The organism is Qaidamihabitans albus (assembly GCF_016464705.1).
Classification (GTDB): Bacteria; Actinomycetota; Actinomycetes; order Mycobacteriales; family Pseudonocardiaceae; genus Qaidamihabitans; species Qaidamihabitans albus.
Genome location: NZ_JAEHOB010000001.1, coordinates 372,535 through 387,177, shown reverse-complemented (window position 1 = coordinate 387,177; position 14,643 = coordinate 372,535). Strand labels below are relative to the sequence as shown.

The 14,643-nt window shown below is 65.0% G+C and carries 12 protein-coding genes and 1 tRNA gene; 8 read left to right on the top strand and 5 right to left on the bottom strand.

Annotation, left to right across the window (positions count from 1 at the left end):
* Nucleotides 1-183: 183 nt before the first annotated feature.
* Nucleotides 184-256: transfer RNA gene (locus JAP66_RS01925), tRNA-Lys, on the bottom strand.
* A gap of 531 nt (nucleotides 257-787) precedes the next feature.
* Nucleotides 788-970, bottom strand: coding sequence for a hypothetical protein (locus JAP66_RS31850; protein ID WP_210769527.1), 183 nt, complete (start codon nucleotides 968-970; stop codon nucleotides 788-790).
* 2,281 nt (nucleotides 971-3,251) lie between these two features.
* Between JAP66_RS31850 and JAP66_RS01920 the strand changes: the two genes are divergently transcribed.
* Nucleotides 3,252-4,172 carry a hypothetical protein gene (locus tag JAP66_RS01920; RefSeq protein ID WP_199429578.1) on the top strand — a complete coding sequence of 307 codons (921 nt, stop codon included), beginning with the start codon at nucleotides 3,252-3,254 and terminating at the stop codon, nucleotides 4,170-4,172.
* Here the strand turns inward: JAP66_RS01920 and JAP66_RS01915 are convergent.
* The 3 genes from JAP66_RS01915 to JAP66_RS01905 form a co-directional block, all read right to left on the bottom strand.
* On the bottom strand, nucleotides 4,165-4,602 hold the full coding sequence (locus JAP66_RS01915; protein ID WP_199429571.1) for a hypothetical protein: 438 nt from the start codon (nucleotides 4,600-4,602) through the stop codon (nucleotides 4,165-4,167). The genes JAP66_RS01920 and JAP66_RS01915 overlap by 8 nt on opposite strands.
* A gap of 606 nt (nucleotides 4,603-5,208) precedes the next feature.
* Nucleotides 5,209-6,381 carry a non-hydrolyzing UDP-N-acetylglucosamine 2-epimerase gene (gene wecB / locus JAP66_RS01910; protein ID WP_199429569.1) on the bottom strand — a complete coding sequence of 391 codons (1,173 nt, stop codon included), beginning with the start codon at nucleotides 6,379-6,381 and terminating at the stop codon, nucleotides 5,209-5,211.
* Nucleotides 6,382-6,440: 59 nt separating this feature from the next.
* Nucleotides 6,441-6,632: an LAVTG motif-containing sortase-dependent surface protein gene (locus tag JAP66_RS01905; protein WP_199429567.1), complete on the bottom strand. Its 192-nt coding sequence runs from the start codon at nucleotides 6,630-6,632 to the stop codon at nucleotides 6,441-6,443.
* Nucleotides 6,633-7,020: 388 nt separating this feature from the next.
* Between JAP66_RS01905 and JAP66_RS01900 the strand changes: the two genes are divergently transcribed.
* The 7 genes from JAP66_RS01900 (at nucleotide 7,021) to JAP66_RS01870 (ending at nucleotide 14,099) form a co-directional block, all read left to right on the top strand.
* Entirely contained in the window at nucleotides 7,021-7,539 is a 519-nt protein-coding gene (locus JAP66_RS01900) for a hypothetical protein (RefSeq protein WP_199429565.1), read from the top strand.
* A gap of 5 nt (nucleotides 7,540-7,544) precedes the next feature.
* Nucleotides 7,545-8,921 (top strand): XrtP-associated glycosyltransferase, encoded by a 1,377-nt coding sequence (locus JAP66_RS01895; RefSeq protein ID WP_504956237.1) that lies wholly within the window; start codon nucleotides 7,545-7,547, stop codon nucleotides 8,919-8,921.
* Nucleotides 8,922-8,998: 77 nt separating this feature from the next.
* Nucleotides 8,999-9,619: a class E sortase gene (locus tag JAP66_RS01890; RefSeq protein ID WP_199429564.1), complete on the top strand. Its 621-nt coding sequence runs from the start codon at nucleotides 8,999-9,001 to the stop codon at nucleotides 9,617-9,619.
* Nucleotides 9,620-9,635: 16 nt separating this feature from the next.
* Nucleotides 9,636-9,794: a hypothetical protein gene (locus JAP66_RS01885; RefSeq protein ID WP_199429562.1), complete on the top strand. Its 159-nt coding sequence runs from the start codon at nucleotides 9,636-9,638 to the stop codon at nucleotides 9,792-9,794.
* 309 nt (nucleotides 9,795-10,103) lie between these two features.
* Nucleotides 10,104-10,919 carry a septum formation family protein gene (locus JAP66_RS01880; protein WP_199429560.1) on the top strand — a complete coding sequence of 272 codons (816 nt, stop codon included), beginning with the start codon at nucleotides 10,104-10,106 and terminating at the stop codon, nucleotides 10,917-10,919.
* On the top strand, nucleotides 10,916-12,610 hold the full coding sequence (gene wsfD / locus JAP66_RS01875; RefSeq protein ID WP_199429558.1) for a glycan biosynthesis hexose transferase WsfD: 1,695 nt from the start codon (nucleotides 10,916-10,918) through the stop codon (nucleotides 12,608-12,610). Before JAP66_RS01880 ends, wsfD begins: the two co-directional genes overlap by 4 nt.
* A 73-nt stretch (nucleotides 12,611-12,683) precedes the next feature.
* The gene (locus tag JAP66_RS01870; protein ID WP_199429556.1) at nucleotides 12,684-14,099 is read left to right on the top strand and encodes an AMP-binding protein; all 1,416 of its coding nucleotides are present in this window, start codon (nucleotides 12,684-12,686) and stop codon (nucleotides 14,097-14,099) included.
* Nucleotides 14,100-14,643: the final 544 nt, after the last annotated feature.

Sequence of the window (14,643 nt, the reverse complement as noted above, 5' to 3'; positions counted from 1 at the left end):
TGAGGCGTTTCCAGCCGGGAACCTGATCGTCCGGAGGCCGACACGGGCGGTTAGACGAGCGCGGCCGGGCCTCACCATCGGCGTGGCGGCGTCTCCGAGTCGGCTCCCAGAGTGTCGTGGCTACGCGACTGCCCCGCGCCAGAACAACTTGCCGCGAAGAACGTCATGGCCTGCGAAAACCTGTGGGCCGCCCGGGGCTCGAACCCGGAACCTACGGATTAAAAGTCCGCAGCTCTACCAATTGAGCTAACGGCCCGTAGTCAGCAGTCTAGCGGCAGGGCATCGGTGGCCCGTCATGCCGGGTCCGGCGAGTGGACGCAACCGGCCCGAGGAGGTAAAACGCCGTGCTGTACAGGGCCGCGACGTCGATCATCGTCTGATGCAGCCCTACGCCCTGCTCACCCCGCGCCGAGCCGAGGTCGTGCAGTGCGCCGAGAAGACCTCGCCCGTTCCCGAGCGCACCGCACACGACACCATCCCAGTTGTCCGGAGTGGCCCAAGCCGACGGCCAGTGTGGCAACTCGCCAACGTTTGCGGAGGACAGTCCCGACGCTCTCGCACGTCGTATCGACGCACCTGTGTGTCACAACCCCCCTTGTCGCAGCGCGGGCCTGCCCTCTGTTTCCCAGGCCTCCCAGTAGCCGACTCGAAGCACGATCCGACGTATCGTGTGCACCTCCGAGGTTCATTCGGTGACCGCTGGGTTCGGCGCGGCGTTCCGTCCGCGCCGAACCCAGCCACGTCCAGCGGCTCTACCTCGAATTTCAGGAAGGCACGTGCACGACCACTACGGCTGCATTTGCTGGAACTGCTCCTGCCAATGCTGCCACTGCGGTTCCCATTGCTGGGCCTGCTGCAGCCAATCCGGATTCTGCTTGGCTACCACCGCGTGACCGGCATCGACGCCGGACGGTCCCGTCGCGGTGCCAACACTGGCGGCGGCCGTGCCTGCCGAGGCCAAAGCCAGCAAGCACCGGCAACCAGTGAGACGCTCGATCGGGAAAAACTGACTCTCATTTCAACCTCCTGCCCGTTTGCGACCTGACGATAAAATCGATGCCAGTCCCGTCCCAGGGACACCAATCGCCCATCGTCGAGCCCCTTTGCGGCGCCCACGTGACGAACCTGCACGGCCAAGCGAAACGCCCTAACTGATGAACGAGGACGTTACCGCTTCCTCCAAGCGGTCAATGACCACCGAACCGCGTATCGCTCAGCAAGCGATCCGACCGCAGGGACCACCGCGGTGGTGCCGCACCGCCACCGGGCCCTCACGCCTCATCCGGGTACGGCGAGCTTTCTTGACGCCCTGCCAGTAAATGCTCTTTGGCTAAACGTGAATGCCGACACACTGCACTCAGAAATACGCTCTACAGGGGTGGCCGCAACGCATACAGTAACCGTGTGGAGCGCGTCCGTCCCTCGGTTGACTTCGTACGTCACCAATATCGGAGGCTCGCACTTCCTTCCGTAGACTGGCTGATGAGCTCGCCATATTCATGGTCAAGCAAACCGCGACACCAACGAGACGCCTGCTACAGTTCCGGAACGGGATGTTCGACCGTTGTTTTGGGGTTGCGAATTGACATGTCTCACGGGCATAGAGGCCGAAGCACCACCATGGCCCACACAGGTCATGGACCACTCAGGATTTGGGCCTGTCCGATGAAGGGAGCCTTCGACCGACTCGATTCCCGCCAGTCGGACCCAAAGGGATCGTGCTCAGCTCCTGACCTGCCGGCGTGTTCGCACGCGACGGCACGACACCAGGGACGTCCGGTGACGTGGAATGACCACGTGTACGGCCGAGTGCGTCGACAGGAGTCCGCCAGCGAACCACGACTGTCTCAGGCGGGAGAAGGTAAATTCTCGGCCGCGCCGAATCGTGGCCGAACCAGAACCTGCTCGGCTCGTGCATAACCTTGACTCCGTAACGTAGGCTTCCTCAGTCGTGCTGATCCTGAGGCGAGGATGCGCACTTTTACGACTCGAGGCGGCAACCCAACGTTCTACATGATAGTGGTGACACGAATTGGAAAGTAGTGAGTTAAGACCGGAAGACTTGCTGACCAGAAGGCAGGTCGTTGAGCGACTCCGGGAGAACCACGGAATAGAGATCCAACTTGGATCGTGGTCGTCGTACGTCTCTCGGGGCAAAGCTCCGACACCGATACGAATCGGGTGCACGCCGCTGTGGCAGACCGCTGCTGTCGACGCGTGGGGAGCATCCAACTCCACACACGACAAGGCGAACAAGGTGCCACTACAGCGCGAAGCGACGTCGAAGCCCGAAGGTTGCCATCCCCTAGTGTGACGCGCTGCCTCGTGAGCGCTTGGCTTCGCCAGAACACGGCTGAGCGCTCACGAGGTCTCTTGGCTGAGGAACAGTCGCGCGAGGCATGATTCAGTGATCGCGCGAGCACGGTGGGCCGTCGTGGCGTGGATCTCTATGATTCTGAATCCGCGCCGCTCATGGAGGTACCAACCTGCGCGGCCGCCGTAGAGCCCTGCCGGATGATGATCCAGGTACCACCATGAGTCGCCTTCATTGCTCAACGGCGGAGGCAGGTACCACCACCGGATACTCCCGAGTTCGCGCACCCACCTGCGCTGGCAGTCGTGCATGACACAGAACGCGAGCCATCTTCGCCTTCCCGCCCGCGCCATCGTCACGGCAGGCAACAGGCACAGCGAACAACGTCCGTCAAAACCATTCGTATGCCAGCCGAACGCTGCCGAGTCGTACGGGACAGGAGGGACGAACGACAGGACGGCGTCAGGCATCGGCGTAGGCTGGCAGTTGCTTTGCAAAAAGATCAACCTGGCCAAAACCACCCTCATCCTCTCGGCCACAGTCTCGACTCGCGTGCCGAGATCATGGCCACGTGGTTCTGGGCCATGAATCGCGCCGATTACCTTATGCGTCCGACGTTGCCTGGCTGCGTGAATCGCGGTCCCGGCCTTGTCCCGAGCTGGCATTCCGGCCAGTACGGGCCTGAGTATCAAGGAGACATACCCGAGCGCGACGGTGGAGCTGGTACGGGAATGGCAATCGGCAACCACGACCACTGTGGCCTGGAGACGGCCCAGGAATGTCCGCATTGGAATGTCCTTCCTGCCGGCACTCGCGTGATGGTTGCCGTTAAGGAGCCGCAAGGGCCTCCGCCTGCGACGGCAAACGCGCCCAGCCTGCCTCTGCCGAAGAGCTGAGAAGCCTCGTTCTGGAGACAATCGTCGAGCCCCTGGGGGTCTTGACCCAGCTCGACGACCGATTCCAGGCTGGTCCGGAAACGTCACTGCTGGACAACGTGCTCACCGCCTTCTCCATCCTCGGTGTCGACAGGTTGCACAACGCGCTGCTGCGACGGGTACTCAGCGATATCGATCCTTCGTGGCGCGGTGGCGGGAAGGTCCTGCGGCGCCGGTTGAGCGAACACGGTCTGGTTCCGGTACACGCGGCCCCGGCGCTGTCACAGCGAAAGTTCTACCGGCTGGTCGACGTCGTGCGCGCCGCCGAACGACCGACCACGGAGCATCTCCAGCCGCCCCTGCTGGCTGAGATCAGTGAGCTCCTCGACGCTCATCCGGCCAGCTCGCTCCCGCGTGACATCGTCAAGATCGGACTTCATTACGCGCGTCCGACCCTCCGCAAGGTTGGCCTGGCTCCGGAGGAACCGCGCAGCCACAACGCGGGCACGATGAAACGTCGCCACGCCGAGCTCGACCGTCGTATCGCCCGACTGCCGATGCAGGTAGAGACCTTTCGCCCAGCCCGGGGTTCCGTCGACGTGGTACCGGAGGTACCACCACGATCGTTGATCGTTGACCAGCGGTGGCGGAAGGTACCACCAGGTCCGGGTCGCCGGGTCACACAACCATCGGTGGTTGCTGTCGTGCTCGGCGCAGAACGAGACCCAACGGTCTCTTCCGGCCTGGCTCAGCGCAACGCCCGGCCGGAGGCAGTAGGAACACCGCCGCTCACACTTCTCGTGCTCGCACGGCACGGGAGCGACAAAGCTGCGCACGAGTACGGGCAGCGTACTCGGCCGGAACCGCACGCCTTGGCCAGCAAGGACTCGCACCATCGTTGTTCCATCGAGGTAGCTAACCGAGAATCGGGGCGTCGAGACAAGTCCCCACGCCCCGATTCGACTCGGCTCTGGATCAGATAGACGGCGTCGAAACAGGCAGGGAGCCAATCCCCAGCTGCTTCGTGGCCAGGTCCACGCTTTCCTTCACCGCGGAGAGCGGGCTGGTGACAGCGTCAACGCCCGGCGCCGCGGAAACCGCCGGCACCGTCGAAGCTGCCGGCTCGGACTCCAGAGCAGCGGCCTTGGTGACCATCTCGGTGACGGCCTGTTCGGGGGATGCCTCCGGGAGCACGTCCTGAGGCACCGCCTCGGTCAGCGCGGTCAACGAGACCGCATCCTTCGCAGTTCCGACGACCGCTTCCTGCGCCTTCGCTTCCTGTGACTCGGCCTGCTGCGGTGCCGCTTCTTGGGGCGCCACGTCGTTCACGGCGGCCGTCAGCGGTGCCGCCTGCGCGCCGACCTCCGCCAGCGTCCTGTCAACCGTGGCTGGAGCGGTGGCCGCTTCGGTCATCACCTGGGTCGCTGGTCCGGCCGGAGCAACCGGAGCGGTCGGGGCCGTCGGGGCGGTCGGAGCGGTCGGGGCCGTCGGAGCGGTCGGAGCGACGTCAGCTGTTGGCGCACCCGCCGCACCCGAGGCAGGGTTGCAGTACACGTAGTGGTTCTGCGAGCCCGAGGGACCGTAGGCCGCACCCCACAGCAGACCCTCGACACCCTGCTTCGGAGCTGTCGACCATTCACAGCCTTCGACCCCCACGGGACGGGGGTAGTTGGCCATCGCGGTCGGAGCGACGACCGCACCGACCGCGCTGGCCGCTGCGATGCCAGCGACCACTGTGGCCACACGACGCATAATCTTCATTGCGAGGAATTCCTTTCCTTAATACCCGCCATCTCGAATGACACAGCGGGACTCGATTACCGTCGAAGGACGGCAGAGCAAACAGATGGCTGGCAGACCACCGTTGTCCCCGGTTCGGGATCCGGGACAGCGGCCGGGGTCGCCGTGACGACTACCACGATGAATGAAAGTCAGGAAGAACTGAAATTCACCTCCTCGATTTCGGACGGCGCCCACCCGCCGAGCTCCCTCGACTGAGTTGTGGCGGAGTGCGAGACGCTAAGCCGAAGCCGCGACGTCGTTTGGGTATCCCGCACCATCGGGCTCGGCGCCAGGATCGAGCAGCATTTCGAGCTCGTCCACGACACGGAGGCCCGCTTTACCGTCTCCGTATGGATTGTTCTCGACGGGGAATCGGTAGCTCGCGTGTAACAAACGATCCGCCTCGACAACAATTCGTCGCATACTGGTGCCGACAAGCCATGCACAGCCGGCATGAACAGCCTCGAGTCGCTCCGTCACCTCCCGGGCGACCAGGACCGGCACACCAAATGTCGGTGCTTCCTCCTGAATCCCGCCCGAGTCCGTCAGGACGAGATCGGCGCGGCGCAGGACGCGGATCAGGTCCGGGTAGTCCAGCGGTTTGGTCACGAACACCCGTGGGTGGCCCCGCAGCAGCCGGTTGACCTGCGCCGCTACGGCCGGATTGGGGTGCGTGGGCAGCACCACGTAGAGATCGTCGTACCTTCGGACGATGTCGAGTACGCCGGTAAGGACCCGGTCCAGCGGCGCACCCCACGACTCCCTGCGGTGCACGGTCACCAGCATCAGCCGCCCACGACGAACGCTCGGTTCGCGCTCGAGTGCCGCCAGCTCGGAGTTCCGTGGTGGTAGGTCGGCATCGGCGATGTACTGCACGGCATCCACGACCGTGTTGCCGGTAACCGAGATCCGGCTGCGCGGTGGCGACTCATGACGGAGCGCCTCAGCGGCCGCCGGCGTGGGAGCCAGGTGCAGTGAGGCGATCCGGGAGATCATCTGCCGGTTTCCCTCCTCCGGAAAAGGCAGGTCAAGATTCCCGGTGCGCAACCCCGCTTCGAGGTGCACGACCGGCACGCCACGCCAGAACGCGGCAAGCGCCCCAGCGACCGTGGTGGAGGTGTCCCCTTGAACGACCAGGGCCGCAGGCCGCCGTTGGACGAGCATGTCGTCCAACGCAGGCAGCAGGGCCGCGACCAGCTCGGACTGGCTACCCCTGTGGCGTTCCACCGGGATCTCCACATCAGGAGCGAGGCCGAAAGGCTCCAGCGCCTGACCCACCATCCCCTCGTGCTGTCCACTATGCACGATCAGTGGGCGCATTGCCGGATGATCTGCGAGCGCAAGCGCCACCGGCGCGACCTTGATTGCCTCGGGCCGGGTACCCGCCAGCAGTGCGACCTGACTGAACAACAGGAGTTCCTCTCAAGCCGTCGATGTCTCAGGGTTTCCGGTTTCTTCTGACCATCGCGTCACGACTGCTGCGGTCGAGCCGATGCATGGGTGTGCCGTCCTCGTCGCTGGGCGACTCGGAACAGGAACGCTCCGGCGATGAGCATGACCATGCCGAAAAAGATCCACCACGCGTAGTCGAAGCCCGTCACCGCGAGGCCTTGCGCGGTGCCGGTCCCGACCACAATTCCCATGCCGGGGAACTTGTACATAGCGAGTTACATCCTCCCGTGTTAGACGACCACGACAATCGCGGCGCCGTACTGAAACGAATCGTCACCGCGCAGCAATGCTGCGCTCACCGGCGTTCGTCCACACGGGACCCTATCGACGGCTGTCGGGGGGTACGCCAGCTTGGGACACCATGAGGGGACGGGGGCCGCCTAGCAGAGCGACACGGGCGACTGTCAGTAGTTTCATACCGCCGGCTGCCTCCCCCAACAGACTCCCGACTTCACCCAACGTCGATGCGCGTTCAGGAGCGAATCCAGGAAATACTCGTTGCATTGAGGATGAGTACCCCCCTGCCTGATTCCATGGAGTTCTCGGATGGTCATGACGCGTTGGGCGTCGTTAACAAGCTCGAGGTACACACCTCACATGCTGGCCGCTGCACTGCTCGCCGCGACAGCCGTGGCCGTCATGCATCTTGAGCGGTTCCAGCGGATCGAAGCACACATCTCCGCGCTGAGCCTTGCCGTCGTGATGTTCTCGGACGCACACGTGCCGGCGGGTACCGAGATGGTCGTATTCAAGCTGACCGACGGTCAGTTGATGGGTATCCGGATCGCCGCGCAGCACGCGACACCACTGCTCGCGCTTCCACTGGTACTCGCGACGATCCCGATCGTCGCCCTGCGGCCGACGGCGGGAGGACGGGGTTTCGCCGCCCTCGCCTCCGCGGTGGGCACGTTGGTCGTCGCGAACCAGTTGAGGGTCCTGCTGACCGGACTGCTGGCTGACAACGCCCCGCCGCGTTATCGCCACAACATCGGCGCCACGGTCTTCAGCTCCATGAGCACCGTCATCTGCATGGCGGCGGCAATCCTGCTGTTCGTACTCGTCTTCATCAAGACGCGGCCCGCCAGCACGGCTCGGCAGTCAGGAGAGGCCACGTGACCCTGATTTCGTTGGACGCACTGCTCGGATTCACGCAGGCGATTGCGATCGCCATGAGCATGGCCTTCGTCACGTACGTCTTCTTGATCATCGTCCCCTTCCTCCGCAGGCGTCCCGATCAGAAGGGCGACGCACTCGACTGGGACTGGCACCTCCTCATACCGTGCCGTGACGAGGAGGAGGTCATCGGCGACACGATTCGATACCTCCGACAGACCTTTCCGGCCGCGCATCTGTGGGTCATCGACGACGACTCAGCCGACGACACCGTGCGTGTCGTCGACGAACGGCGGAACGCGGGCGCGGAGCCGGACGAGAATGTCCACCTGGTTCGCCGGTACCGGCCCGACGCCCGGCTCGGCAAGGGCGAGGCACTCAACGCGGGCTATCGCGCGATCAAGGCGTGGCTCGGCGACGACGCCGACCCCGGAAGGGTGATCGTCGTTGTCGTCGACGCCGATGGCCGACCGGCTCCGAACTGCTTGAGCGTGTGCGCCGCACCGCACCTGTTCGGTGATCCCGCGATCGGCGCGGTGCAGATCGATGTCCGCATGTCCAACCGGGGCCAGGCCCAGCGCAACGTGAAGGGCTTTCGGCGATCGCGAGGCTCGTTGCTCGTCCGCATGCAGGATCTGGAGTTCCGCTCAGCGATCGCGGCGATCCAGTATTCTCGCAAGTTCACCGGCACGATCTCGATGGGTGGCAACGGCCAGTTCACCCGGTTGTCCGCGCTGGACTCCATAGCGGGCGACGACCTGCAACCGTGGGGCGGTTGCCTCCTGGAGGACTTCGAACTCGGTGTGCACCTGCTGACCGCCGGCTGGCGCACCGGTTTCTCCAACGACACCCACGTCGACCAGGAAGGTCTGTACAGCGTGCGGCGTTTCCTCGCGCAGCGCACCCGGTGGAGCCAAGGCACGATGCAGTGCTCACGCTATACGCGGCGGATCTGGAGCTCGGAACACCTGAGCACCGTCGGCACGGCCGAGATGATCTACTACCTGGCGCAGCCCTGGATGCAGTTGGTCGGCAGCATCGTCTATCCCATCCCGATGATCATCCTGGCCGCGCGCACCGTGCAGGCCCCGGACGTCACATGGGCCTGGTTCGGTGAAGGCGCATGGATGTTCTTCGCGGTCTATGGGACGATCGGTCTTCTCCCGTTTCTCGTCTGGGGCCCGATCTACTGGCTCCGCTGCGAACGCGAGGGCAGTGTCCTGCGCGGGATCGGCTGGGGACTCACCTACGCCGTCTACATCTATTCGTTCTACATCACCTCGTGGCGCGCACTGATCAGGCTGGGCAGGAAGAGGAACGGCTGGGCGAAGACCCGCAGGAACGTCCACGAGGCCCACACCGAGACCGCAGCGGTGGAACACTGATGTCCACGATAGGCAACTCGGTTTCCTCGGCGCCGACATCGAGCGCCGACCGCGCCAGGACGAACGGGCGCGCGCGCATGGCCTTGCAGGTCGTCGGCGAGCTGCTGTTCACCGTCGGGGTGCTCTTCCTCTTTTTTGTCGCCTACCAGTTCCTGGGCAAGCCGGCCGAGGTCGCACACGCCCAGGAGCGGCTGGATGCCGGGCTCGAGCAGGCCTGGCAGGCCCCCTCGGCCTCCTCCGCGGAGCCGGTCACACGGCCGCATCGGGTTCATCAGGGAGAACCTTTCGTGCGCCTTGCCGTTCCGGGCCTGGACAAGCGGTGGGCGGTCGTCGAGGGAGTCTCGCAGGCGGCCCTGCGGAACGGACCTGGTCATTACCCGGGGACGGCTATGCCCGGCAAGCTCGGCAACTTCGCCGTGGCCGGGCATCGTTCGAGCGGCGTCTTTCTGGATCTCGATCGGGTGAGCAACGGTGATGTCGTGGCAGTGGAGACGCGGGATGCGTGGTTCACGTATCGCGTCTACCAACGAAAGATCGTGCAGCCGGATGAACTCGGCGTCATCAAGCCGAATCCTGACCGCCCCGGTGCGAGGCCGACCAGGGCTGTTCTCACGCTGACCACGTGTGAACCGAAATGGAGCAGCGCACGCAGGCTCATCATCCATGCCGAGCTCGCAGACGTTCGAACGAAGCACTAAGCAAGGAGCCGGTCACATGTATGGCCTCATCTGGCGTAGCCTGCCCGGGCCGCTGGCTGTCCGGATCGGACTCGCGGTCGTCCTGGCGGCCGCTGTCGGCGCGCTCTTCTGGTGCGCAGTCTTCCCCCTGCTGGACGAGTTGTTGCCGGTTGACGAGGTCACCGTCGACCACTAGGTCCCGAGCCTTTGCCGAACACAGAGGAGTCTTGAGGTGAAACAGCGAGTTTCCGCTGGCTGGCAGCGTCTGCGGCACGTGTCGGCGCCTGCCCGCTCAGCCGTCGCGGACCGTGTGCGGCCCGCCGCGCGGTGGATGCACCGAACCGGCAGCACAGTGGGGGTACACCTCGCCCGTCGGGCACGACCAGCCATCCAGGGCGCGCGGCGCACGTCCCTGGAGGCGAGACACGCGGTCGGGCGGGCGCTGCGCACGGCCGCGTCCCGACGATGGCGGCACGCGAGGGCCGCGGCAGCGACGGTGCTGACCGTGGCCACTCTCAGTCTCACCTGGCAACCCAACGCCACGTGGGCGGGCGCCGTACAGACCATCGATCAGGTCGTGGGCACCTGCCATGCCTTCGAGACGGCTGCGGAACAGTACAGCTTCAGCGACGTGCGCCCAGCGGTTCCCTGTAACCAGCCGCACCAGTCCGAGACCGCCGCAGTCGGTGAGCTGACCGGCGAGCTGGCCGACCGCGAGGAGCGGATGACACCGGAGAAACGCCTCATGGTGGTGAACGACCTGTGCCGCGGGCCAGCCCGGAAGTACATGGGGGCGGGGCCACGGGACGAGGTCTGGGGTGTCGATGTCATGCTCCGGCTTCCCACCGACCGCGAATGGCAACGTGGCCTGCGCCGATACCGCTGCGAGCTCCTGCCCAAGAGCACGACCGATCCCAGCCGCCTGCTCGCGGTGACCGACTCGATGCGCGACGTGTTCACCGAACCCGCGGGCGCGACATTCCGCCGCTGCTGGACCGACCTAACCACCGAGGTCAGCTGCGACCAGCCACACCGGTCGGAGTCGGTGAACTCCATCGCAGCGGTTCCGGAGGAACGGTTCGCCGGAGCACCCGCCGACTTCACCGCCGAGCAGCATGCCGAGTTCCAGCGCTGGGCGGCGCCGATCTGCCGGCCGACGGTATCCGAGTTCCTCCGGCAACCGGTCGCGGAAACGCCGTACCGGCCCGAGGCGCATCTCACCGAGGACGGCGGGGTCATCGAATGCAGCGTGGCCCTGCCCGACGGACAGCCGTTGACGAGCGGCTCGATCGCCCCGAGCAGCCAAGGAGACGAGAGATGAGCACCGCCCTGGCCAAGCAGGCTCCCGAGGAGTCCGACGCCGCGGAACACGAGAACGGTACGCGCCCTTCGAAAGCACAGCTCGTGGGGTGGCGGGCCGCCGAGCTGGCGCGCGAGACGATCACCCGGATGGTCCGGTGGATGACCAGACACCGCGCGTGGACAGCCGCGGCCATCGGCGGTCTCTGGGCCACCATCGCTGTGGTCAGAATGCTGTGGCCGGTCCCGGTCGGGCTGGCGGATGCCGGCGACGGCCACCATCTCATGTGCCAGGTCGGCGCCGCACCGGTCGAGCCCAACATGGGCGGGTCGAGCGGCTACCTGCACCTGCATTGGCCGTCCCACCGGTACTACGGCGAAACCTGCGGAGTACCGTCCACCGGCGAGACTTACTGGTCCAGCCAGTTGATCCTGCTGCGATTCACCGGCTGGTTCGGCTCGATGCTGGGCCTGCCCGCGGGTGTGGACCTTCGAGTGCTCGCCGTGCTCTGCGCGCTGCTGGTCGGAGTCGGCGTTGGGCTACTGGTGCTCGTGCTGCCTCCTTCCCTCTCTCCCTTCAAGCGGATTCTGGTGGCCGGCCTTGCCGGCCTGGTCATGGTCGACTCGGGGATCGCGCGGTTCTACGCCTCGTCGTACTCCGAGCCTGCGGCGTTGCTGGGCTTGTTCCTGTTGTGCCCGGCGCTGCTGTGGTTGCTGAGCCGGCGGCGATACACCTGGGGCGCGCTACTGGCCGTCACCGGAGTCGGGGCCTTCGCGGTACTCGCCAAGACTCAGATGATCGTCTTGCTACCCGCATTGATCGTCGTTCTGCTGCTGCGTCCGAGCCTGCCGGAACACTGGCACGCCACCAGTCCGCTGAAGCCCGTCCGCGGAAACCGCACGCTCCGCCGGTCACGGGCCACGCACTGGTTGTGGGTCAGGGCACCGGCGCTCGCGCTGATCGCGGCGTTGACCGTGGTCGGCTGCGCGAACGTCGCCGGTCAGCCGAAGCGATACGCCGAAATCCACTCCTACAGCCAGATCTTCACGACGATGCTGCCGATGAGCCCGGATCCGGAAAGCGACCTGAGATGGTTCGGGTTGGATCCCTCACTGGCCAGGGGTGCAGGCACGAACATCTACTCGCCTGACACGGTCGCGTACGACCCGGCGTATGCCGGATTCACGGAGGCCGTGACGGACGCCAAGGTCGCGATGTTCTACCTCTCCCATCCGGGCCGGCTGGTCAAGCTTCTTGACACAGGTCTGACCGGAATGGCGGGCTACGGGACCGAGACATACATGGCGAACTACCCGGAGGACGCGGGGAAACCACCGTACGCCAAGGAGAGCCGGGTAGCGGTGATCTCGTGGTTCGCCGGTGCCTACCGCGCGATACCGTGGTTCTTCGTCCTGCAGTGGCTGCTCGTACTCGCAGTGTCGGTCTCCGTAGTCCGCCGCTATCGACGATCGCCACGCAGGCAGTCGATCGGCGTGCTCGGCCTGTTCCTGCTGGGCTCGATGACGGCCCAGTTCTGGGCTGTCATGATGTCGGACGGGAAGAACGAGATGTTCAAGCACATGATGCCCGCCGATCTCTTGATGTTCCTTACCTTGCCCCTGCTGTTGGCGGCCTGGTATCAGCGACGCAGGAACATCGCCGACACTGATTCCGGCGGGCCGTCGACAGCATCGACAGCAGCCCCGAACTGATCGAGGTACGAATGCCTACGTCGCGGCCAGCCGCGCGGAACTTCTCAGCAACAACCCCAATACAGGATAAGTTGTGAACGCGATTCCAGGGTGGGTCGAGTGGTCGACCCTGGTCGAGGGACTCGTCGAAAGCGCGCAAAGACGGCCGTACGCGGTGACGTTCTTTCCCGAAACGCGCGAGGCCATCGATGCAAACGACCTCGATGAGACGTCCGCTCGGTACGCGGCAGGCCTGCTCAAGGAACGATTGCCGCCCGGCACGGTGGTCGGGTTCCTCGCTTCCGGCGGCCGTGCGTTTCTGGTGAGCCTCTTCGGCGTCCTGCGCGCGGGGGCCGCGGTGAGCGTGCTTCCGACACCGTCACCGACGAACCAGCGTGGCATCGTCGACCAGCTCAGCGGGATTCTGCGGTCCTCGGGGATTCGGCATCTCGTCGTCAGTCCTGTCTTCGACGAACTGGCTCGAGAACTGCGCAGTCGCTGTCCCGACGTCGCGCTACTCTGGCCCAACCCCACTGCGACCCGCATGCCGCTTCCGCAGGTTCATCGAAGCCAGACAGCGATGGTTCAGTTCACCGCGGGTACCACCGGCGTTCCGAAGGGCGTGGCTCTGAATCACGGCGAGGTGATGGCCGGTATCCGGGCAATGCGCCGAGCGGCGTTGCTGAACCCCGCCGACATCCTTGTCCAGTGGCTTCCGCTGTCCAGCCACATGGGGTTGGCCGCGCTGGTAGGCCAGATCGTCGACGGTGGAACCTCACACGTCTTCAGCCCTGGTGTGCTACGCAGGCAACCACACAAGCTCCTCCGATACCTCGCCGACCGGAAGGCAACCGTCACCCTCGGCGACAACGCTTCTTACGAACGTCTCTGTACCGCGATGTCCTCAAAGCAATCCGATGGCATCGACCTGTCTCGATGGCGGGTCGCGTTCAACGGAGGCGAGCAGGTTACCGCCGGCACCATCGGCCGCTTCAAGGCGACGTTCGCACGCGCCAATGTCGCCCCGACCACAATGCATCCGGTGTACCAGTTGACGGAAGCCGCTGCGGTGGTGACCTCGAAACACCCGAACGCCAGTGCCCTGACGGTGGTCGTGGACGACCAAAAGCTGGCCTGTGACGGGACGGTCGACCTCGTTCAGCCAAGCATGCCGAGCGCCAGGCCGTACGTATCCGTAGGCCCACCGGTCGCGGGAGTCGAACTGCGCATTGTAGACACCGGCGGCCAACTCTCGGGTGACGGCGTCGTCGGCGAGGTTCAGATCAGAGGCCCGTCTGTGACCTTTGGCTACTATCGCGATCTACGCGCGACGACCCGGTCCTTTGCTGGAACCTGGTTGCGCACCGGTGACCGCGGTTTCTCGTGGGATGGGCAGCTGTTCCTTGTCGAGCGCCGGCATGGTGCTCGCACACTCAACGGAGCCGGAAACGCGAACGAACATATCCTGTCGTCCGATGGGGAACCTGACTCCGACACGGATAGTTACTAGTGGCCAGCGAGCGGCTCGTGAGCAACGGGGCATCATTCGGTAGAGCGTCGCGCGATTGGCTCGCAATATCAATTCGGCTTGTCTGCTTCAACCTGCCGGGTAACCTCTTCTTTGTACGCATTTCCGGGCCATCGGCAAGATGTCTTCCATGGTCCGGAAATGGTAAGTTGCTTTGAAAGGGGTTTCTTGTAATGAAACGATTCCGTCGTACCGCTGCTGTTATCGCCGGCGGTGCCGCCGCGCTCACCATTAGCGTGGCCCTCGCACCGGCCGCGTCAGCCAACAGCCCCCGCCCCCCGGGGCTCGAGGGTTGCGAGTGGTCGTCGGCACCGAAGTCGGGTGTGGAAGGCCTCCTGTGGGGTGCGGCCTACGGTCCGTCGGGCTCGCAGAACAACTACACCTACTGCAACCCCGCTTCGGGTGCGGCCGGCGCTCGCTCGCTGCTCGGCTCCGTCTCTGGCGCGCTGCCTCTGTGACGTGCCGCGGATTTCACGCTATTACGGGGTGATCTGAGGAACAGGTCACATCGAATCGCTGCGGCCCG